Consider the following 20364-nt stretch of genomic DNA (forward strand, 5'->3'; position numbering starts at 1 on the left):
TTTCCAGGGCCTGACAACGCCGTCTGACGATCGAACCCGGCTCGGGCACCCGACAGGTGCCCGAGCCGGTCATCGCGTCCGCTCAGCCGCGCCGGCTCCACTGCTGGTTGGTCCCGCCGTGGCAGGACCACAGGTGGAGCTTCGTGCCGTTCGCGGTGCCGTTGCCGCTGGCGTCCAGGCAGAGGCCCGACAGCGCGCTGGTGATGGTGCCGTTCGTGTTGAGGTTCCACTGCTGGTTCGTCTGGCCGTTGCAGTCCCAGATGATCGCCGCGGTGCCGTTGACGGTGCCCTGGTTGTTCGCGTCCAGACACTTGTTGCCGGACCCGGTCAGCTGTTTGCTCGCGGTGTAGGTCCATCGTTGGTTGGACCCGCCGTTGCAGTCCCAGAGCTGGGCCTGCGTGCCATTCGTCGTCGTGGTGCCGGGGATGTCGACACAGCGACCGGACGCGCCGCCCACGATGGTGACGCTCTGCGGCGTGCTCGAGCTCTGCGGCCCGGCCGCGGCCATCACCGCCTGGGCGCCGGACGGCCAGTTGCCGTTGGTCACGGTGACGTTGCCGGACACGACGTTGCCGCGGTCGCCGTTGGTCACGTTCGTGCTGCCGTTGGTCGACCAGTTGTTGGTCACGGTGAAGTTGCCCATGTTCTCGGCGAACCAGTAGTTGGCGGTGGCCCACGTGCCGGTCGAGGAGAACACGTTGTTGCGGGCGGTGAAGTAACGCGAGCCCTCGTCGAAGTAGATCCCGAAGTAGCCGTTGGTGCGGAGGCAGTAGTTGTCGCTCACCAGCCCACCGGGGTTCGCCGACAGGGTGTAGATGCAGCCGCCGTCGTTCATCTGCTGCATCACGTCGTGCACATAGTTGCCGACCAGGCGGTTGTTCGCGGCCGTCGTCGCCGTGTTGTAGCGCGGCTGGTAGTTGTAGAGGCCGCGGTCGGCGTAGTGGTTGCTGCCGCCGGCGTCGTTAGAGCCCCAGCCGTAGCCGATGGACATGCCGGTGTACGGCAGGTTGTAGACCTCGTTGTTCGAGACCGTGCTGTTCGTGACGTACGTGGTCAGGACCGAGACGATGCCGCGGTACTCGATGCCGAGGTCGTGCAGCCGGTTGTTGCTGATGGTCACGTCCCGGTTGACCATCCGCTGGTCGCCGGGGTGGTGCGCGTCGGCGCGGACTCCGCCGACGACGATGCCACCGGCCGCGTTGCGGGCGATCTCGGACCGGGTGACCGTGATGTTGCTGGTGCCCAGACCGACCCCGCTGGAGTGGGCGTTGGCGTCGTTGCCGATGCCGATTGCGGTCTGGCCGAGGTTGACGAACTGCGCGTCGGTGAACGTGACGTTGTTGGCCGCCGAGACCTGCACCGCGGCCGGCATCTGCGCCCAGTTGGGTCGCGTGGCCTCGAACTGGGCACAGCCGTTGTGGCACGAGCTGAAACTCGGCCAGTTCCAGTTGCCGGTGATGTACGCGCCGGTCTGCTGGTCGACGTAGCCCTGGCTGCCGCTCGCGCCGAGCCAGCTCGTGCCGGTGAAGGTGACCCCGCTGAAGGTGAGGTGGTGAGCGGGTGCGTCGTAGCTGCCTCCCACAGCGAGCAGGGACTGGAGGGTGGGCAGTTCGACGCTGACGCTGCTCATGTTCTGCCCGCTGAGCGGGATGTACGACAGCGCGCCGGTCCCTGGATCGAGGTACCACTCACCCGGAGCGTCGAGGAACTCGTACGCGTTGCTCAGGTAGAGCGGGCCAGCCCGGTGCGGACTGGTGAACGTGTCGTACCCGAAGTTGTTGTTGCTCCACCCCGGCTGCTGCATGGTGATGAGGTTGCCGCTGATGCTCTGCACCGAGACGTAGCGATCCGTGAACGAGTTGACGCTCTCCATCTGCACCCGGCTCTTGTTGGCCAGGTTGTTCAGGTAGCCCAGGGCACCGTTGGTGAAGCTCAGCCCGGTGCTCGACGCGGTGAAGTCGCTCCGGTTGACCTGGGTGCGGGCCCGGGTGGCGAGGGCGCCGTTGACGTAGAGCTGCCGGCTGTCGAGCCCAGCGCCGACGTTGGCACGCCAGACGTTCTTCCCGGAATCGGCCAGTGTCCAGCCGGTGACGGCTCGGGCGCCGGTGATCACGGGTTGCGCGGACGGGGCCGCCTGCCAGAACACCCGATAGCCGTTGGTGCCGGAGTCGGCGGCCGAGAACCGCAACGGCGCGGTCAGCCGGTACGCGCCGCCGGCGATCTGCACCACGATGTCACCGGTCATCGAGCCGACCAGGCTCCGGACCCGGGTCTGCGCGGCGGACAACGAGCACGGTTGGGTCGCGGAGCAGGTGGTGTCGCCGCCCGAAGGCGCGGCGTACAACGTGGTGGTGGCCGCCAGGGCGGGAGCGGCCGGAGCGACCAGGACGACGGTCGCGACGGCGAGACCGGTGGCCGCCGCGGCCGATGCGAGCCTGCGTACTGCGGTGGATGGGGATCCGAACATGGGACCTCCTGGTGCGGGACGGGACGGGGTGCCCGGGCGAGGGCAGCGCTGCCGTTCGACCGGGGTTGCGCCCGCATGCGCGGTGGTTATCCGGCGAGGTGCCAGATTTCCGCCATCGGCGCCCACCGGCGCGCGGAGTCAGTGCCGTCGAGCGCCTGCTGACAGGGGTCGGTCAGCGTCCACCAGCGCCGCGTCTGTGGATCTGCGGCGATGCGGGCCTGGTCGGCGGCATGGTCCTGCCCGGTGTACTCGTAGTAACCGAAGAGCAGGTCGTCATGAAGAAAGATGCTGAAGTTGTGGATGTTGGCGTCGAGCAGCATCCGTTCGACCGACGGCCAGACGGCCGCGTGCAGCCGTAGGTACTCGTCGCGTCGTTCGGGAAGCAGCCGGGTCACCATCGCGTAGCGCTGCAAGTGGGCCTCCTCGTCACCGATCTGCGGTCGTGCATCAGCGCCCCAGCCAGCCGCCGTCGACGGGGAGCACGATCCCGTTGACGTAGTCGGACGCCGGTGCGGCCAGGAAGACCACTGCGCCGGCGAGGTCGGCGGGGCGGCCCCACCTGCCCGCCGGTATCCGGGCCACGATCGCCTCGTTGCGGGTCGGGTCCGCGCGCAGCGCCTGGGTGTTGTCGGTGGCGACATAGCCGGGCGCGATCGCGTTGACGTTGACGCCGTGCGCGGCCCACTCGTTGGCCAGTGCCTTGGTGAGCCCGGCGAGACCGGACTTCGACGCGGTGTAGGCCGGAACGGTGATGCCGCCCTGGAAGCTCAACAGCGACGCCGTAAAGATGATCTTCCCGCTGCCGCGGTCGAGCATCCGCCGGCCGACCTCCCTGCTCAGCACGAACTGGCTGGTGAGGTTGACGTGCAGGACGTCGTCCCACATCTCGTCGGTGTGGTCGGCGGCCGGGGCGCGGCCGATGGTGCCGGCGTTGTTGACCAGGATGTCGATGGGCCCGAGCGCGCCGAGCTCCGCGGCCAGCCGGTGCACGTCGGCCCGGTCGGCGAAGTCGGCGCGCAGCGCGGTGAACCGGCGGCCGGCCGCATGCACGCGGCGCTCCACCTCGCTGCCGGTCGGCTCGAGCGCGGCGGAGACGCCCACGATGTCGGCACCCGCCTCGGCGAGCGCGGTGGCCATCGCCAGCCCGATGCCGCGCCGGGCACCGGTGACCACCGCGGTGCGCCCCGACAGGTCGAAGAGGGCGTTCATCGGGTGGGCTCCTGCCAGTCGATGAGGACCTTCATGACGCCGCCACCGCGCTCGAGGGCCGTGAAGGCGGCGTCGACGGCCTCGACGGGCTCGACCCGTGAGATCAACCGCTCCGGTGCGACGGCCCCGGAGGCGACGAGCCGGACGGCCTCGGCCATGTCGTCGCGCTCGTACAACCTGGCGCCGAGCAGTTCCAACTCACGCCAGAAGAACCGGTGCAGGTTGACGGCCCGGGGTTGGGGGTGGATCGCGACCATGACGAGCCGGCCCCGGGTGGTGAGCACCGCGACCGCCGTCTCGACACCGCCTGCGGCACCGGAGACCTCGAAGGCGACGTCGGCGCCGGCGCCCGCGGTGCGGTCGTCCACCAGAGCGACGACGTCGGTGGTCGTCGGGTCGACCGCGTCGATCCCGGCCTCGGCGGCGACGGCGCGCCGGAACGGATCCGGTTCGACGAGCAGAACCTCGGCTCCGCGTCTCGTCGCCACGGTCGCGATCAGCACGCCGACCGGCCCACCACCGACCACGACGACCCGCTCACCGCCGGCGATGCCGGACCGCCGGACGTCGTGCACCGCGACCGCGACCGGCTCGATCAGCGCCGCGTGGCGCAGCGGCAGGCCGTCCGGGAGGGGGAGCACCAACTCCGCCGGAACCGTCCACGACGCCTGCATCGCTCCCGGCGAGTCGATGCCCAGGAACCGCATGGCGTGACAGATGTGGGAATGCCCGCGCCGGCAGGCGACGCACCGGCCGCACGTGCGGGTCGGCATGACCGTGACCGGCTGCCCGACGGCGAACGCGGTCACGCCGTCGCCGACCTCGGCGATCCGCCCGGACATCTCGTGTCCGAGCACCGCGGCGGCGCCGACCCGCGCGTCCATGTCGCCGTGGAAGATGTGCAGGTCCGTTCCGCAGATCCCGGTGTACGCGACGGCGATGCGCACCTCCCCGGGACCAGGTGGAAGGGCGTCCACCTCCGTGACGTCGAGTCGCCGTGCGCCCCGGTAGACGACCGCCTTCACGGCCCGACCACCGCCAGCAGTCGGTGCCCGGCCCGCTCGGGCCGCACGTTCGGCCCGTCGGCCGTGGTGGTGTCGACCGGACGGGCTGACGCCGCGATGGCCGTCTCGTCGATCGTCACGCCGAGACCGGGGGAGTCGCTGAGCACGAACGCGCCGTCCTCGATGGACAGATCTACGTGGACGCCCACCGGTGGCCGCAGATCCTGCAGTTCGCTGGCCAGGTGGTTCGGCACCGATGTCGCCGCGTGGAGCAGGCCGACCGGGGTGGTGCCGATGGGGCTGACCGGCAGGTCGTGGGCATGGGCCAGCGCCGAGACCCGCAGGAAGTGGGTGACGCCCCAGACCGCGGCGGTCTGCACGATGTCGACCGCCCCGGCCGCGATCAGCGGGCGGAACTGCTCCAGGCCCGTGAGGTTCTCGCCGGTGGCGACGGACGCGCGGATGCCGTGGCTGACCGCCGCGAGACCGTCGGCGTCCCACCGCCGCACCGGTTCCTCGACCCAGGTGAGGTCCAGGGTGTCCTCGAGCTCGCGGACATGCCGGACAGCCTGCTTGCGGGTCCAGCACTCGTTGGCGTCGAGCATCAGGCCGGGCCGCGGCCCGGGTGCGGCCGCGGCCAACACGTCGCGGACCAGCAGCAGGCGGCGCAGGTCCCGCTCGACGTCGAGCCCGCCCTTCAGCTTGGCGGCCCGCAGTCCGCGGTCGGCGTAGCCGGTGTAGACCTTGACGAGCTCGTCGTCGGTCAGTCCGATGTCCAGGCCGGAGGCGTACGCCGGCACCACCCGGTCGCGTCCGCCGAGCATGCGCCACAGCGGTTCACCGGCGGCGCGGGCTTTGATGTCCCACAGGGCGGTGTCGAGGGCGCCGATGGTCCCGAAGACCGTCCCGGCGTGACCGGCCTTGAAGGTCTGCCGGAGCATGCGGTCGTAGAGGGCGGTCACGCCGCGGGGGTCCTCGCCCTCGATGGCGGCGAAGATGGAGTCGATGTGTGAGTGGGGACCGAGCCCGATGCCGGTGATTCCTTCGTCGGTGTCGACCATGACGATCGGCACCGGGACGCTGCCCTCGGCGTAGACGCCGTTCGCGTCACCGACGGGTCGGCCCCACTCGTGGACCGTCGTCAGCGTTCGATACCCGGTGATGCGCATATCAGCCTTTCGTGGCGCCGGCGGTGACCCCGTCGGCGATCTGGCGCTGGAGGAACAGGTAGAGCAGCAGGACGGGTGCGGCGGCGATCAGCACGCCGGACGCGAAGGTCGGGATGTCGGCCGAATACTGACCGCGCAGCGCGGTCACACCGACCATGAGCGTGCGGTGCTCGGCCGAGGGCATCATCAGCAGCGCGATCAGGACGTCGTTCCAGCAGAAGAGGGCGTTGAGGATGCCGACCGACAACAGGGCCGGCGTGCCCATCGGCAGCATGATCCGCCGGTAGACGCCGTAGACGCTGTTTCCGTCGATCCGGGCCGCGTCGATGATCTCCGGTGGGATCGTGCGGTAGAAGCTCGTCATCAGGAAGACCGTGAACGGCAGGAACTGCGCCACGTAGACGAGCACCAGCCCGGGGTAGGTGTCGATGAGGCCGAGGTCGGCCATGACCCGGGCCATCGGCACCATGATCACCTGGAAGGGGATGAAGAGCGCCGCGAGGCAGCCCAGGAACAGGACCGAGGAGCCGCGGAACCTGATCTGGCTCAGGGCGAAGCCGGCCATCGATCCCAGCAGGAGAAGCAGGACCACCGCGGCGGTCACCACGACGACCGAGTTCAGGAAGTACCGGCCCATGCCGACACTGGTCCACGCGCCGACGATGTTGTCCCAGCGGGCGGCGGGGGCCAACGAGAAGCGGTCGAGGACGTACTCCCGTCGGGTCTTCATCGCGACGTTTCCCGTGAACAGCAACGGATAGATCGTCGCCAGGGCGAGCAGGCCCATCGGCACGGCCACCAGCCACCGGCTCGTACGCGTGCGCGACATCAGGACTCCTTCACGGCGCGCCGGAGCAGGCTGAGCTGCAGCAGCCCGACGACCAACATGATCACGAAGAGGACCGTCGACGCCGCGGACGCGAGGGCCGGACGGTTCATCTGTCCTTGTTGGATCCAGATGAAGTACTCGGGCAGGTAGGTCGACCCTTCCGGCCCGCCGCTGGTCATCACGTAGAGCAGGCCGAACATGGACGTCAGCATCCCGATCATCGTGGTGACGAAGACGAACTGGATGGTGCGGGACAGGCCCGGGATGATCACGTGCCAGATCACCTGCGGGAGTGACGCGCCGTCGACCCGGGCGGCGTCCAGCAGCGCACCGTCCAATGTGGCGAAGCCGGCGAGGAACACCACCAACGCCATCCCGAACGTGGCCCAGATGTGCACGCCGACGACCGCGAACATGGCGACGTCCGGATCACCGAGCCAGTCCACCGGTCCGAGGCCGACGGTCCCGAGAACGGCGTTGAGCGGCCCGTCGAACGCGAGCAGGAGATTGAAGATCGCCCCGACGATGACGGGAGAGAGCACCGCGGGGAAGAAGTAGACGCTGCGGAAGAACCGGTGGCCGGGCACCCGCAGGTAGATGAACGTCGCCAGCAGCCCCGGGATCGCCACCGCGATCGGCAGCAACAGCACGAGCAGCCCGACGTTGCGCAGCGCCGTCTGGAACAGCGGATCACGGAACAGGTCGATGTAGTTGTCCAGGCCGACGACGGCGCCGTCGCGGTCGCCGTCCCCGGTGAAGGAGAAGTTGACACCGAGCGCCAGCGGCCACAGCCGCAGCGCGACGATGATCAGGATCGCCGGCGCGACCAGGACGTACGGAGCCAGTCGTTCTCCGCGCATGCTCCGGCGCGACGCCCGGGTGGCTCGGCGCGGTGCCGACGGCGGCCGCGGCCCCCCGGTCCGCCCGGCCGGAGCCGGGCGGACCGACGGGTGCGAGGTGCTGTTGGCCATTGGCTCAGGCCGGTTTGTCGGAGGCGGCAAGCTGCTTGAGCGCCTCGTCGACCGTGACCGAACCACTGATCAACTGCTGGGACAGGCGTCCCATCAGGTCGATCGTCTTCGACGAGAGTGCGACGTGCAGGGCGGGCTTTCCGGACTTGAGGTCGGCGACGATCGTCGCCACCGCCGGGCCGGCGGTAGACACGTCGATCGTGGTGTCGGAGGCGATCGCGCCGGCGTCGGCGTAGAACGAGGCGAGGGCGTCGGTCGAGGTCAGGGACCGCACGAGGTCGGCGGCCAGCTTGGGGTCCTTGGTCCACTTGGCGACCGCGTACCCGATGCCGCCGTCGTACGGAAGGCTCGGCGTCGCGCCGTCGGTGACGACGGGTGCGATCATGACGCCGACGTTCTCCGGCTTCAGGAACTCGTTGAAGTCCTTCCAGTGGCCGATGTCGGACATCAGGCCGATCATGTGGGCCGCCTTGCCGGACTGGAACTGCGCGAAGGCGTCGTTGAACATGGCGGTCGAGTTCGCCCCGTCCGTGTTCAGGCCGGCGTCGCTGACCTCTTTCCAGAGTTGGAAGAGCCGCTTGACGCCGGGTGCCTGCCAGTCACGCTTGCCGGCGATCCAGTCGTCGTACTCCTTGGGCGTCAGGATCCCGGAGCCGAGGCCCGACATGAAGAACTGGATGCCGATGCCTTCCTTGTTGCCCTGCCCGAAGCATTTGGCGCCGGCCTTCGCGATCGCCGCGCAGTTGGCGAGGAACTCGGTCCAGGTGCGCGGTGGGCTGTCGGGGTTGAGCCCGGCCTTCTTGTAGAGCGCCTTGTTGTAGTAGATGGGATGTCCCTGCAGGGTCACCGGCGCCGCGTAGGTCTTGCCGGCCTTGCCGAAGGCATCCCAGCCGGCCAACCGCTGCTTGTCCCCGGCGATGTACTCGTCGATCGCCACCAGGGAGTCGACGCGGTCGCGGATCTGGCCGCCGCCGTTGAAGAGCATGACGTCGGGACCCTTGCCGGCCTGGATCGCGGCGCCCAGCAGGGTGTAGTACTGCTCGAAGGGCTGCGCCACGAACTCGACCGTCGTGTCCGGGTGACTCTTGGCGAAGTCGGCCTTCGCCTTCTTGATGTATGACGCGGCGGTGGCGTCGCCGGACTTCCAGTCCCAGACGACGAGCTTGCCGCCGTTCGAACCCTTGTCTGCTTCCTTAGGGCCGGAGGCGCTGCCGCATCCGGACATCGCCAGAACCGCTATGAGAACCGCCGACCACAGTGCTCGCTGCTTCATCGCTGCTCACTCTCCAGAAGGTGCGGGGGAGGACCATCGTGCTCAGAGTGACGAGAAACGTAACTCGTATGACGTTAGACGTCAACACAGTGCCGTATACTGCCGAGATCGGGCTGGGGGCAGGGCAAAAGGGCGCGTCCGGAGGGCGACATGACGGCATCAGGGCAACTGAACGGCGCGGCCGCGGCGCCGCCGGTCTGGGCGCGGCGGTCCACCAACCTGGCGAAGGCGATCACCGCCGAGTTGGTGCAACGGATCGTCCGCGGCGTTCATCAGCCGGGCACGCCGCTGCCGCCCGAGCCCGCGCTCTGTGAGACGTTCGCGGTGAGCCGCACGGTGGTGCGCGAGGCGGTGAAGATCCTTCAGGAGAAGGGGCTGGTGCAGGTCCGCCAGGGCACGGGCACGATCGTCACCGCACCGTCCGAATGGGACATGCTCGACGATCTGGTGCTCGGAGCGACGATCGCCGAGGACGACACCGTGGCGATCCTCGACGACGTGGTGGTGACCCGGCGCGTCCTCGAATCGGACATGGCGAACGTCGCCGCGCGGCTGGCCGACCAGGAGACCGTCGACCTACTGCGCGCCCAGGTCGACCGCATGGACGAGCTCGTCGGCGACCACGTGACCTACGAGGAACACGACCGCGCCTTCCACGACATGATCATGCGAGCGTCCGGCAACCGCATCGCCCGGGCGGTCGTGCGCTCGCTGCAGGGTCAGGTCATCCGGAGCGCCGCCTACCTCGGGCGCACCGAGCGTGCCCTGTGTGTCGCGTCCAACCAAGGGCACCGCCGGATCTACGACCGCATCGCCGCGCACGACCCGGCCGGCGCCGCCGAGGCGATGTTCACCCACATCACCGACGCTTGGCTGGTCCGCCGCAGCGGACCAGACCCCGTGCGCCTGCGCCGTTAGTCGGCGGCCGGTGTGTAGCCGAGCTCGCGCGAGATTCGGTCGGCGCCGCCGCCCTGACCGGTTCCAACCGCTGCCGCGCGCGCCATCCAGTCCGCGTTTCGGCCCGTTGCTGGTCGTCGTGCGCTACGACGACCCGGCCAAGCTCGACGGCGTGCTCAGCGCGCTGCCCGGGTCGCTGACCGGCTCGATCCACGCGGAGGCCGCCGACGACCGGGCCGTGGTGCGCCGGCTGGTCGACGCCCTTGCCGCCCGCGCCGGACGGATCGTCTTCGACGGGTATCCCACCGGCGTGCGGGTGTCCTGGGCACAGCACCACGGTGGGCCGTGGCCGGCGACCAACTCGGTGCACACCTCCGTGGGCGCGACCGCGATCCGCCGGTTCCTGCGGCCACTGGCCTGGCAGGACGCTCCGGAGTGGATCCTGCCCGACGAGCTCACGGAGGCCTTCGAGGCGATTCCGCGGCGCGTCGACGGTGCGCTCCGGCCGGGTTCGCGAAGGGCCTGATCCATAGCCGTACATCGATTGACGATTGTGTGTCCGAGGGGGACACTGTTTGTCACGCTTCTGGCGTCGCGGGAGCCGGCGACGCCGGTCAGCGGTTGACCGACCCTCGCCGGACGGTGCTTCACCGGGCATGCCGAGCGGCGCTGGTCGACGCCCACCATGCGGGGCCTGCCGCGTCCGAGCGCCTGGCCAAGACCCACGTCGACGGTCCGGCGGCGATGCGTCACGCCCCTTGAGGCATCGAGGAGTGACGCATGAAACTGAGTCGAACCCTGCTCGCCGGCTCCGCGGCACTGGTCGCGGTGGTGGCCTCGGCGCTGATGGTGCCGGGGCTCGCCACGCCGGCGGCCGCGGCGTCGTTGGCCGAGGTCACCAACTTCGGCGACAACCCGGGCGGCATGAGGATGCACATCTACGTGCCGGACGTCCGCCCGGCACAACCGGCGATCGTGGTCGCCATGCACGGTTGCGGCGGTTCCGGACCCGGCTTCTACTCCGGCAGTGAGTTCGCCTCGCTGGCCAACCAGTACGGCTTCATCGTCATCTACCCGTCCGCGACCCAGCAGGCCGGCTTCGGCAACTGCTTCGACACGTGGTCGGACGCGGCCAAGCGCCGCGGTGGCGGCAGCGACCCGGTCTCCATCGTGTCGATGGTGAGCTATGCGCAGCAACGCTACGGCGGTGACCGCAACCGCGTGTACGCGACCGGAAGCTCGTCCGGCGGCATGATGACCAACCAGATGCTCGCCCTCTACCCGGACGTGTTCCGCGCGGGAGCGGCGTTCATGGGTGTCCCGTTCAACTGCTTCGCCAACGCGGCCGACTATCCGCCTGGCAGCAGCAGGTGCACGGGCGGCAGCATGGACCGCACACCGCAGCAGTGGGGTGACGCGGTGCGCCAGGCCTATCCCGGCTACACCGGGGCGCGGCCCCCGGTGCAGCTCTGGCACGGCACGAACGACACGCTCGTGCCGTACTCGCTGCTGCAGGAGTCCATCGAGCAGTGGACCAACGTGTTCGGCCTCAGCCAGTCGCCGACCTCGACCGACACGCCGCGGTCCGGCTGGAACCGTCGCCGCTTCGCCACCGCCTCCGGCGACGTGCGGGTGGAGGCCTACAGCATCGCGGGCGCCGGGCACAGCCTTCCGTCCAGCGGGATGGCTGCGGCCGCCGTCGCGTTCTTCGGTCTGAGCGGCACGAGCCCGACGCCGCCGCCGGCCACGACCCCGCCGGCCACGACGCCGCCCGCCACGACGGCTCCGCCCGCCGGAGCGTGCGCCGCGAGCTACCGCCAGGTCAGCTCGTGGACCGGGGGATTCCAGGGAGAGGTGACCGTGCGGGCGGGACAGGCGGCCGTCAACGGTTGGCAGGTCGGCCTGGGCTTCACCGGCGGCACCAGCATCACGCAGGTGTGGAGCGGCACGCTTTCCGGCAGCGGCTCGAGCTACACCGTGCGGAACGTGTCGTGGAACGCCACCATCCCCGCCGGAGGCTCGACGGTCTTCGGGTTCCTCGGTGCCGGGACCGCGGCCGCCCCAACCCTCTCGTGCACGAGCCCGTAGCCGCAATATTCAACTCATCTTCGACGGTCGTCAGAATTTCTTGACATTTATGGGCGTGGTCCCCGACGATGGCCAACAGGTCGTTGTGACCCGGCTCACACGCGCCGCACGACGGCACCTGCCACGAGCTCGCAATTGACGCATCCCACCCACCTCCGTTCCAGGAAGGGCCTCGTCAATGAAGAAGGTCAGCGTTCTCGGGTTGGTCGCCGTCGTCGCGGTGGCCCTCGCCGGTTGCACGGACTCGGACTCGCCGCCGGCGGCGGCGCAGTCGGGTGGCGACCAGCTTCGCCAGGTACGGGTCGCGGCCTTGCCGATCACCGAGACAGCCGCGCTGTGGGGCGGCATTAAGGCCGGCATCTTCGCCAAGCACGGGCTTCAGGTCGAGGTGTTGCCCGCGCAGGGCGGCGCACAGGCGATTCCCGCGCTGATCAACGGTGACATCGACTTCGCCATCGGCCAGCCGTTCGGGCCGTTCCGCGCCGACGTGCAGGACCTGGGCGTCGTGGTGATCGGCAACTACGCGTCGTCCTACGCCACCGGCGACGACATCAACGCCGTCGTCGCGTCGGCCAAGTCGGGCATCAAGCGGCCCGCCGAGTTCGCCGGCCGCCGCGTCGCGGTCAACAGCCTGGGCGCCGCCGGCGACGTGACGATCATGGCGGCGGTCGAGAAGGACGGTGGTGACCCGAAGACGATCAAGTTCGTCGAGGTCGCCTTCCCCGACGCACCCGCGCAGCTCGCGGCCGGCAACATCGACGCCGCGTGGGTGCCGGAGCCGTTCGTCACCCAGCTTCGCAGCCGGGGCGACACCTTCGTCGTCGCGCCCTACCAGGCGACCGTCCCGGGGCTCGCGACGCTGACCACGATCGCGACCAAGAAGCGGTTGGACTCCGACGCGGACCTGGTGGCGGACTTCTCCGCGGCGATGAAGGAGTCGCTCCAATGGGCGCAGGACCCCGCCAACGAGCCCGCCCTCCGACAGTCCATCAAGGACAACCTGAAGCTGCCCGAGGCGGTGGCGGACTCGGTCAAGCTGCCGGCGTTCGGGTGGGAGGTCGACCGGGCGAGCCTCGAGGCGCTGGCGACGCTGGCCGGTAAGTACGGGGTCCTCGACCGCCAGCCGAACCTCGATCGCCTCATCCAGCAGCAGTAGCCGTCCGGTGCAGGTTCCCTCCGTTCGGCGACCCCGTCCCCGCAAGGTCCTGCTCGGCGCCTGCGGCCTGGTCGGCTTCCTCCTCTGCTGGCAGCTCGTGCCGGCCCTGGGCCTCGTCGACCCGCAGTACCTGCCCTACGCCACGGACGTGCTCGTGCGGCTGGCCGAGGAGCTGCGCGACCTCGCCTTCTGGCGACGACTCGGGTTCACCATGACGTCCTGGGCGATCGGCCTCACCGTGGCGACGCTCGCCGCCGTCGTCCTCGGCGCCGTGGTCGGGCTGGTGCCGTTCCTGCGCCGCGCGACGCATACGCTGATCGAGTTCCTGCGTCCGATCCCGTCGGTCGCCCTCATCCCGCTCGCGGTGCTCATGTTCGGCATCCAACTGCAGGCCGCCCTGGTCGTCATCGTGTACGCCTCGTTCTGGCAGGTGTTCGTGCAGATGATCTACGGTGTCGCCGATGTGGACGTCGTGGCGCGCGACACCGCTCGCAGTTTCCGCCTCAACCGGCGCCAGCGGCTGGCCTACCTGGTGCTGCCGACGGCCCTGCCCTACCTGGTGACGGGTGTCCGGCTCGCCGCCGCCGTCGCGCTGATCCTCGCCATCACGTCGGAGATGGTGATCGGCAACCCGGGCGTGGGTCGGATGATCGAGCTCTCCCGCTCGGCCGGCGACGCCGAGGGCCTCTACGCCCTGGTGGTCCTCACCGGGCTGCTCGGACTGCTGGTCAACATCGTGTTCCGCCTCATCGAACGGCGGTCGCTGGCCTGGCACCAGTCGGTGCGCGGGGAGGCGCCATGACCGCACGGACCCTCGCGGCGACCGGATCGCGCGACGTGGGCCGCCGGGTCCTCGGCGGCCTGCTGTATCCCCTCGGCCTTCCGTTCCTGGTGCTGGTGTGCTGGGGGCTGGCCTCGACGGGAACGACGAACCGGTTCTTCCCCGGCCCGCTCGCGATCCTGAGCGCCTTCCGCGAGACCTGGATCGGTCCGGCGTTCGTCGACGACGTGTTGCCGAGCCTCTACCGGCTCGGCCTCGGCATCGCGGCGTCGATCGTCGTCGGCGTCGCCGCCGGCACCGTCGTGGGTCTGTCCCGCGGTATCGGCGACGTGGTCGAGCCGTTGTTGGAGTTCTTCCGCGCCATCCCGCCGCCGGTGCTGATCCCGGTCGGCATGCTCCTGCTCGGCATCACCGACACGATGAAGGTGGTGGTCATCGTGTCGGGCGCGGTCTGGCCCATCCTGCTGAACACGATCGACGGCGTACGGTCGATCGACAGCGTGCAGTCCGATACCGCGCGCTCGTTCCGGATCGGGCGGCGCCAGCGGCTGTGGTCTCTGGTGCTACCCGCGGCGAGCCCCCGGATCATGACCGGCGTCCGGCAGGCCCTGTCGATCGCGCTGATCCTGATGGTCATCTCGGAGATGTTCGCGTCGTCCTCCGGGCTGGGCTACCGGATCGCCTACTTCCAGCGGAACTACCTCATCGCCGAGATGTGGAGCGGCATCCTGCTGCTCGGGCTCGTCGGAGTGCTGCTCGCCGCCGCCTTCGGCGTGGTCGAGCGGCGGGTGCTTCGTTGGTACCACGGAAGCAGGGCGATCGAGCGTGCCTGACCGGACCGGCCCGCCGGAGGGGCGAACTGTGCGCAGCCGTGCACCGAAGCAACTGGTGCTCGCCTTCTTCGGCGAGCACGTGGTCGACGACGATCCCGGCCCCATCCGGGCCAGCGTGCTGATCGGCGTGCTCGAGGGCGCCGGCGTCGCCGCCCCGGCGACGCGCGCCACCCTCGACCGGCTCGTGCAGACCGGCATCCTCGCGCGCAGTCGCAGCGGGCGGGAGATCCTGTTCTCCCTGACCGAACACGGCACGGCGGTGCTGCGCGAGGCGACGGCCCGGGTCCGCGGCCCGCACCCGTTCGACCCGCAGGGCACCGGCTGGACGCTCGTCACGTTCACGATTCCCGAGGACCAGCGCACGCTCCGCCACCGCCTGCGCTCGACCCTGACGTGGGAGGGCTTCGCGCCGCTGCGCGACGGGTTGTGGTTGGCGCCCGGCGAGGTCGACCTCGCCAGCTCGCTCGAGCCGTTGCGCCAGGACCTGCCGCCGGACGCCGTCGTCGGCTTCCACGCCCGGGAGCTCACGGGGTTCCCGATCGGCCAGAGTGTCCGGGCCGCGTGGGACATCGAGACGATCCGGCGTGAGCATCTCGCGTTCATCGAGACCTGGGAAGACGCGGCGGCGACGGCTCAGGCGTCGAGCGCGCTGACGCTGCGAACGATGCTCGTGGCGGACTGGCTGGCACTGCTGCGCGCGGACCCGAGGCTGCCGCGTGAGTTCATGGACGCGCGCTGGCCCGCCGAGCGGTCGGTGGAGGTCTACCGCCGGATGCACGAGCGGCTCGCCCGGGCGTCCGCCGGCGAGTTCGCCACGCTTGTCGGCGACCGCACGGCCGTCAACCGCCGAAGCGCCGGCGCAGGTCGGTCTTCCGCACCTTCCCCGAGGCGGTCCGCGGCAGGTCGTTCACGATGACCACCTTCTGGGGCAGCTTGTAGCGGGCGATCCTGCCATCCAGCATTCCGCGTACGGTCTCCGTGTCGATGGTGACGTCCGCGCGCACCGTCATGATCGCCCAGGGCACCTCACCCCATCGCTCGTCGGGGACTCCGATGACCGCTGCCGCGGTGACCCCGTCGATCTCGCTGAGCAGGAGCTCGAGCTCGGCCGGGTAGATGTTCTCGCCACCGGAGATGATCATGTCCTTGAGTCGGCCGGCGATGTGCAGGTAACCGTCGGAGTCCAGATATCCCAGGTCGCCTGAGCGGAACCAGCCGTCCGCGGTGAGCGCCTCGGCCGTCGCCTCCGGAAGCCCGAGGTAGCCGGCGAAGACGTTGGGACCCGAGATCTCGATCTCGCCGACCGTGCCCGGCGGGCCAGGGACCCGCACGTCGGTGAAGAAGTGGGGGAGGCCGACGCTGCCCTGCTTCGCCCGCGTCATGGTCGGCGGCAGCGAGGTCACGCCGGGCGACGCCTCGGTCATGCCGTAGCCCTGGGAGAACGAGAGCCCGCGATCCTCGTACGCGCGCAGGATCCGGGTAGGCACCGCGGACCCGCCGCAGGTGAGCTTGGCCAACGTCGACAGGTCGGTCGAGGCCCAGTTCGGATGGTCGGCCATGAGCTGGTACGTCGTCGGCACTCCGCTGAGCATCGTGACGCCGTGCCGTTCGATCTGGGCGAGCGCGCGTCCGGGCTCGAAGCCCCGCTCCAGCACCATCGTGGCTCCCTTGAGGATGACGGGTAGGGCACCCATCCCCAGCGAGGCCACGTGGAACAGCGGAGAGATCATCAGCGCCACGTCCGTGGAGACGACGTCGTAGTCGACGACGCAGTTCACCGCGACCCAGGTGAGGTTGCCGTGCGTCAGCACCGCTCCCTTGGCCCGGCCGGTCGTGCCGGACGTGTAGATGATCGCCGCCGGGTCGTCCATGCCCACGCCCGCTGGCTCGGCCGTCGCGCCTTCCGCACCTGGCAGGCGCGTGAGCCCGGGCCGGGCTGGGGTTCCTCGGCCGGTGGAGACGACGTGCGGCACGCGGGCCCGGTCCGCGACGGGCGTCACGGCCTCCGTTAGCTCCGGGTCGTGGATCAGGATCCGGGCGCGGCTGTCCGTGAGGACGTGGCGCACCTCGGCCGGTGCCAGCCGGGTGTTGACCGGGACGAAGACGGCGCCGACCTGCGCGACGCCGAACATCACCTGGAGGAGGTCGGGACTGTTCTCGCCCAGGTACGCGACCGCGTCACCGCGCCGGACGCCGAGCCGCCGGAGCACCGAGGCCACCTGGTCCGCGCGATCGGCGAACTGCCGGTAGGTGGTCGACCGGTCGTCGTGAACCAGCGCGACCTTCTCGGGCGACCTGAGCCGGCGCTTGGCCAGCCAGGTGCCGATACCCTGCTGGTGCATCAGCGACCTCCCAGCTCAGGCGTAGAAGCGGTAGAGCCCGCGGGCGACCACCGCGGGCTTGGGTCCGCCTTCGATGTCGATCGCCTGGTCGACCGTGATCTGGAAGCCCCCGGTGACCGCGGTGACCTCGGCGACGACGGCCCGCATGCGGATGCGGGATCCGACCACGACGGGGGCGGGGAAACGCACCTTGTCGAGACCGTAGTTCACCTTCGTCGCCACGCCCCGCACGTCGAGCAGCTCCGTCCACAGTGGGATGAGTAGGGCGAGGGTCAGAAAACCGTGCGCGACCGGCGCACCGAACGGGCCGGACCGGGCGCGCTCGGCGTCGACGTGGATCCACTGGTGGTCGTCGGTGGCGTCCGCGAAGAGGTTGACCTGCTCCTGCGTGACCGTCCGGTAGGCACTGTGACCGAGGTCCGCGCCGGCGATCTCGGGGAGCTGGTCATAGCTGATCGTCGTCGGCACGCAGGTCCTCCTCCTGGTCACCCGACAGCCCCAGCAGCCGGGCGGCGTTGTCCTTCAGGATGCCGGGCAGCACCTCGGCCTTGATTGCCGTGCCGGCCACGTCCCGCAGCCACCGGTCCGGGGTGAGCAACGGGTAGTCGGTGGCGAAGAGCACCCGGTGGGCGAGCATCGAGTTGGCGTAGCGCACCAGTTGCGGCGGGAAGTACTTCGGGCTCCAACCGGACAGGTCGATCCAGGTGTTGGGTTTGTGGCTGGCCACCGACAGCGCCTCGTCCTGCCACGGCACCGACGGATGGGCCATCACGATCTGCAGGTCGGGGAAGTCGGCGGCGACGGCGTCGAGCAGCATGGGGTTCGACAGGCCGAGCCGCAGACCGTAGCCGCCGGGGAGCCCGGCCCCGATGCCCGTCTGTCCGGTGTGGAACAGCGCGGGGACGCCCAGCTTCTCGATCAGGCCCCACAGCGGCGCGTACGCCTCGTCGCTCGGGTCGAAGCCCTGCACCGTCGGATGGAACTTGAACCCGCGTACGCCCTCCTCCTCGACTAGCTGGTTGGCCAGTTCGAGCGCCGCCTGGCCGGTGCGCGGGTCCACCGAGCCGAACGGGATGAGCACGTCCGCGTGGTCCGCCGCGGCGCGGGCGATGTCGACGCTGGACAACGGGGCGTGCGCGAGCTGCGTGCGCGCGTCCACCGTGAACACCACGGCGGCCATGCGCCGTTCACGGTAGTAGCGCGCCACGCTGTCGACGGCCGGTCGGGGGCCGTCGGTCCGGAAGTAGCGCGACGCGGCGGCGACCAGGGGAGCGGGGAGCGAGGTATGGCCGTGGTCGTCGACCTCGATGTGCACGTGTGTGTCGATCGCGGTCAGGGCGGCGAGGTCGATCGCGGGCTGATACATGTTCAGGAGGCCGGCCGGAACGCCTCGGGAAGGTCCGGGAACCGTTCTCCGACCTGCTGCAACGCCCCGGCGAACGTCGTCGGCCACGCGGCGGCGAGCGTGTCGTAGGACCAGCCACCCTCGTGATGGGCGGTCAGCGCGGCCTCGGGGTGGGTCCAGATCTGGATGCGGTCACCACCGACGCCGACCACCTGACCGGTGACCGCCGCGGCCGCGTCGGAGGCCAGGAAGGCGACGAGGCCGGTCACGTCGTCCGCGGTGCCGAACCCGAGGTCGTGCCGGAAGAAGGCGGGTACGGGCTCCCCGCGCGAGTCCGCCCGCACCGCGGCGGCGAAGTAGGGGATGGTGGAGGTCATCGCGGTCGCCGCGACCGGGACGACCGCGTTGACGGTGATGCCGGCGCGTTCGAGCTCCAGCGCCCAGGTGCGCACCATGCCGACGATGCCCGCTTTGGCGGCCGCGTAGTTGGTCTGGCCGAAGTTGCCGCGCTGGCCCGTGGGTGAACCGACGCAGATGACCCGCCCGCCCTCGCCGGCCTGGCGCATGTGCCGGACGGCCGCGCGCACCGTGGTGAAGGTGCCCCGCAGGTGCACGTCGATCACCGCGTCGAACTCGTCGTCGCTCATCTTCCACAGCACCGCGTCGCGCAGGATGCCGGCGTTCGTCACGAGGATGTCCAACCGGCCGAAGCGGCTGACGGCCTCGGTGACCAGTGCCTGCGCCGTGGCGGTGGGACCGACGGGCGCGACCACCGCGACGGCACGGCCACCGGCTGCCTCGATCGCCGCGACGGCGTCGTCCGCGGCTTGGCCGTCGACGTCGTTCACCACCACGCAAGCGCCCTGCCGGGCGAGCTGGCGGGCGTAGGCCAGGCCGAGGCCCTGCCCGGCTCCGGTGACGATCGCGACCTTGCCATCGAGGGGCATGCGAACTCCTTCGCGTCGACCGCAACATAATGCGAAATCCGGCAGCACGTCAACGAATGTGTAATACATCGATGCTCGGTCAGCGGGTGTCGACGAGTTCCTCGAAGCGACGTTGGGCCGGTTCTGCCAGCGACTCGGCCGTGCGAAGGAACAGCTGCCTCGCCTCGGCGCGCGGAAAGGACGGCGGCAGGAACTCGGCCGGAAGATCGGGGTCGTTGCCCACCAGCGCCCGCCAGTCGTCGACGATCTCGGTGCGGTGGACGAGCGCCGCCCGCGGTGCCAGCCCGCCCTCGACGGCCCGGCTCGCCAGCCGGCGATGGCGGGCCAGGAAGTCGCGGTAGGCGCCGGCGAGGTCGTCGATGCGCCAGCCGGCCTCGAGCCGGGCCCGGCCGGTGGGCAGCAGTTCCAGGTCGCGGGACCGCAGCACGACCGCGTCCGTGATGCCGAGCTCGCGGAGTTGGTCGCGTGCCTCGTCGAACCGGTCGTGCGGGGTGACCCAGGTGCCGTCGTACAGCGGCCAGAAGGTCAGCCAGCGCAGCCTGGCCCGCAGCAGCCGGCGCTGGCTCGCGTCGTCCAGGGGGAGGGTGAACGCGATCAGCGTCCAGAGGCCGTCCCAGGTGCTCTCGTCGCTCGGCGCGAAGATGCGCCGAGCGCCGCGGCGCAGGATCTGCCAGGCCGGATCGGTCAGTCGGTAGCTGGTGTGTCGGCCCTCTTTGGACCGCTCGAGCAGACCTCGCTGGGTCAGTCGGCTGAGCGTCGCGCGCGCGTTCGCCGGAGCGATGTCGAACTCGGACAAGGCCGTGACCAGCCCGCCGGACGGCAGCGGCTCCCGGTCGGCGCGCCAGTAGTCGCCGAGCAGGGTCACCAGCAGCCGCTGCGCCCGGGCCCGCCCGACCGGTGGCCGTCGCTCATCGCTGTCGGTCAACACGCCTGAGAAGCTACCGCCCTCGCCCGCGCGGGCCAGAAAGACAGTCGTCTTTTTTCGTTACGAAGGTCCATTCGAAATAGTCCTCGCGACGCGGTCGATACACCTCTTGAAAGTTTCCGAAACCA

The 20364-nt window shown here is 70.1% G+C and carries 20 protein-coding genes; 7 read left to right on the forward strand and 13 right to left on the reverse strand.

The window, feature by feature from the left end; genetic code table 11:
* Window positions 1–82 precede the first annotated feature (82 nt).
* The 8 genes from BLV39_RS33550 to BLV39_RS33585 form a co-directional block, all read right to left on the reverse strand.
* Window positions 83–2467 (reverse strand): RICIN domain-containing protein, encoded by a 2385-nt coding sequence (locus BLV39_RS33550; RefSeq protein ID WP_090801175.1) that lies wholly within the window; start codon window positions 2465–2467, stop codon window positions 83–85.
* Window positions 2468–2553: 86 nt separating this feature from the next.
* Complete coding sequence (locus BLV39_RS33555; RefSeq protein ID WP_239083559.1) at window positions 2554–2880, reverse strand: L-rhamnose mutarotase; 327 nt, start codon at window positions 2878–2880, stop codon at window positions 2554–2556.
* Between the two features lie 34 nt (window positions 2881–2914).
* On the reverse strand, window positions 2915–3676 hold the full coding sequence (gene kduD, locus BLV39_RS33560; RefSeq protein ID WP_090801178.1) for a 2-dehydro-3-deoxy-D-gluconate 5-dehydrogenase KduD: 762 nt from the start codon (window positions 3674–3676) through the stop codon (window positions 2915–2917).
* Window positions 3673–4701 carry a zinc-dependent alcohol dehydrogenase gene (locus tag BLV39_RS33565; protein ID WP_090801180.1) on the reverse strand — a complete coding sequence of 343 codons (1029 nt, stop codon included), beginning with the start codon at window positions 4699–4701 and terminating at the stop codon, window positions 3673–3675. The genes kduD and BLV39_RS33565 overlap by 4 nt, the downstream gene beginning before the upstream one ends.
* On the reverse strand, window positions 4698–5849 hold the full coding sequence (locus BLV39_RS33570) for a mandelate racemase/muconate lactonizing enzyme family protein (protein WP_090801182.1): 1152 nt from the start codon (window positions 5847–5849) through the stop codon (window positions 4698–4700). The genes BLV39_RS33565 and BLV39_RS33570 overlap by 4 nt, the downstream gene beginning before the upstream one ends.
* Before the next feature lies 1 nt (window position 5850).
* Window positions 5851–6678 (reverse strand): carbohydrate ABC transporter permease, encoded by an 828-nt coding sequence (locus BLV39_RS33575; protein ID WP_090801184.1) that lies wholly within the window; start codon window positions 6676–6678, stop codon window positions 5851–5853.
* A complete protein-coding gene (locus BLV39_RS33580) occupies window positions 6678–7538 on the reverse strand; it encodes a carbohydrate ABC transporter permease (protein ID WP_239083558.1) in 861 nt (286 codons plus the stop codon). The genes BLV39_RS33575 and BLV39_RS33580 overlap by 1 nt, the downstream gene beginning before the upstream one ends.
* 115 nt (window positions 7539–7653) lie before the next feature.
* Window positions 7654–8922, reverse strand: coding sequence for an ABC transporter substrate-binding protein (locus BLV39_RS33585; protein ID WP_090801190.1), 1269 nt, complete (start codon window positions 8920–8922; stop codon window positions 7654–7656).
* 150 nt (window positions 8923–9072) lie between these two features.
* Here BLV39_RS33585 and BLV39_RS33590 point away from each other — a divergent pair, with 150 nt between their 5' ends.
* From BLV39_RS33590 to BLV39_RS33620, 7 genes are all read left to right on the forward strand, one after another.
* Window positions 9073–9840: a FadR/GntR family transcriptional regulator gene (locus BLV39_RS33590; RefSeq protein WP_090801192.1), complete on the forward strand. Its 768-nt coding sequence runs from the start codon at window positions 9073–9075 to the stop codon at window positions 9838–9840.
* Window positions 9841–9958: 118 nt separating this feature from the next.
* Window positions 9959–10345: an aldehyde dehydrogenase family protein gene (locus tag BLV39_RS33595; protein ID WP_176985223.1), complete on the forward strand. Its 387-nt coding sequence runs from the start codon at window positions 9959–9961 to the stop codon at window positions 10343–10345.
* Window positions 10346–10599: 254 nt separating this feature from the next.
* Window positions 10600–11907: an extracellular catalytic domain type 1 short-chain-length polyhydroxyalkanoate depolymerase gene (locus BLV39_RS33600; RefSeq protein ID WP_176985224.1), complete on the forward strand. Its 1308-nt coding sequence runs from the start codon at window positions 10600–10602 to the stop codon at window positions 11905–11907.
* A gap of 178 nt (window positions 11908–12085) precedes the next feature.
* Entirely contained in the window at window positions 12086–13063 is a 978-nt protein-coding gene (locus BLV39_RS33605; protein WP_090801194.1) for an ABC transporter substrate-binding protein, read from the forward strand.
* Window positions 13064–13070: 7 nt separating this feature from the next.
* Complete coding sequence (locus tag BLV39_RS33610) at window positions 13071–13865, forward strand: ABC transporter permease (RefSeq protein WP_090801196.1); 795 nt, start codon at window positions 13071–13073, stop codon at window positions 13863–13865.
* Entirely contained in the window at window positions 13862–14677 is an 816-nt protein-coding gene (locus tag BLV39_RS33615; RefSeq protein WP_090801198.1) for an ABC transporter permease, read from the forward strand. Before BLV39_RS33610 ends, BLV39_RS33615 begins: the two co-directional genes overlap by 4 nt.
* A 28-nt stretch (window positions 14678–14705) precedes the next feature.
* Window positions 14706–15593, forward strand: coding sequence for a PaaX family transcriptional regulator (locus tag BLV39_RS33620; RefSeq protein ID WP_090802782.1), 888 nt, complete (start codon window positions 14706–14708; stop codon window positions 15591–15593).
* On the opposite strand, the gene BLV39_RS33625 is transcribed toward BLV39_RS33620, so the two are convergent.
* The 5 genes from BLV39_RS33625 to BLV39_RS33645 form a co-directional block, all read right to left on the reverse strand.
* Window positions 15517–17019 carry an acyl-CoA synthetase gene (locus BLV39_RS33625; protein WP_090801200.1) on the reverse strand — a complete coding sequence of 501 codons (1503 nt, stop codon included), beginning with the start codon at window positions 17017–17019 and terminating at the stop codon, window positions 15517–15519. The genes BLV39_RS33620 and BLV39_RS33625 overlap by 77 nt on opposite strands.
* A gap of 15 nt (window positions 17020–17034) precedes the next feature.
* A complete protein-coding gene (locus tag BLV39_RS33630) occupies window positions 17035–17487 on the reverse strand; it encodes a MaoC family dehydratase (RefSeq protein WP_090801202.1) in 453 nt (150 codons plus the stop codon).
* Window positions 17465–18385, reverse strand: a complete 921-nt coding sequence (locus BLV39_RS33635; RefSeq protein WP_090801205.1) for an amidohydrolase family protein — start codon at window positions 18383–18385, stop codon at window positions 17465–17467. Before BLV39_RS33635 ends, BLV39_RS33630 begins: the two co-directional genes overlap by 23 nt.
* Before the next feature lie 2 nt (window positions 18386–18387).
* The gene (locus tag BLV39_RS33640; RefSeq protein WP_090801207.1) at window positions 18388–19311 is read right to left on the reverse strand and encodes an SDR family NAD(P)-dependent oxidoreductase; all 924 of its coding nucleotides are present in this window, start codon (window positions 19309–19311) and stop codon (window positions 18388–18390) included.
* Between the two features lie 79 nt (window positions 19312–19390).
* On the reverse strand, window positions 19391–20239 hold the full coding sequence (locus tag BLV39_RS33645; protein WP_090801210.1) for a PaaX family transcriptional regulator: 849 nt from the start codon (window positions 20237–20239) through the stop codon (window positions 19391–19393).
* Window positions 20240–20364: the final 125 nt, after the last annotated feature.

The organism is Asanoa ishikariensis, assembly GCF_900107455.1.
Classification (GTDB): Bacteria; Actinomycetota; Actinomycetes; order Mycobacteriales; family Micromonosporaceae; genus Asanoa; species Asanoa ishikariensis.

Bases quoted from the DNA above. Each gene is read 5' to 3' on its own strand.
- BLV39_RS33580 (WP_239083558.1), bottom strand. From the start codon at position 7,538: ATGCGCGGAGAACGACTGGCTCCGTACGTCCTGGTCGCGCCGGCGATC.
- BLV39_RS33600 (WP_176985224.1), top strand. From the start codon at position 10,600: ATGAAACTGAGTCGAACCCTGCTCGCCGGCTCCGCGGCACTGGTCGCG.
- BLV39_RS33570 (WP_090801182.1), bottom strand. From the start codon at position 5,849: ATGCGCATCACCGGGTATCGAACGCTGACGACGGTCCACGAGTGGGGC.
- BLV39_RS33635 (WP_090801205.1), bottom strand. From the start codon at position 18,385: ATGTATCAGCCCGCGATCGACCTCGCCGCCCTGACCGCGATCGACACA.
- kduD (WP_090801178.1), bottom strand. From the start codon at position 3,676: ATGAACGCCCTCTTCGACCTGTCGGGGCGCACCGCGGTGGTCACCGGT.
- BLV39_RS33605 (WP_090801194.1), top strand. From the start codon at position 12,086: ATGAAGAAGGTCAGCGTTCTCGGGTTGGTCGCCGTCGTCGCGGTGGCC.
- BLV39_RS33615 (WP_090801198.1), top strand. From the start codon at position 13,862: ATGACCGCACGGACCCTCGCGGCGACCGGATCGCGCGACGTGGGCCGC.
- BLV39_RS33640 (WP_090801207.1), bottom strand. From the start codon at position 19,311: ATGCCCCTCGATGGCAAGGTCGCGATCGTCACCGGAGCCGGGCAGGGC.
- BLV39_RS33585 (WP_090801190.1), bottom strand. From the start codon at position 8,922: ATGAAGCAGCGAGCACTGTGGTCGGCGGTTCTCATAGCGGTTCTGGCG.
- BLV39_RS33575 (WP_090801184.1), bottom strand. From the start codon at position 6,678: ATGTCGCGCACGCGTACGAGCCGGTGGCTGGTGGCCGTGCCGATGGGC.
- BLV39_RS33550 (WP_090801175.1), bottom strand. From the start codon at position 2,467: ATGTTCGGATCCCCATCCACCGCAGTACGCAGGCTCGCATCGGCCGCG.
- BLV39_RS33590 (WP_090801192.1), top strand. From the start codon at position 9,073: ATGACGGCATCAGGGCAACTGAACGGCGCGGCCGCGGCGCCGCCGGTC.
- BLV39_RS33625 (WP_090801200.1), bottom strand. From the start codon at position 17,019: ATGCACCAGCAGGGTATCGGCACCTGGCTGGCCAAGCGCCGGCTCAGG.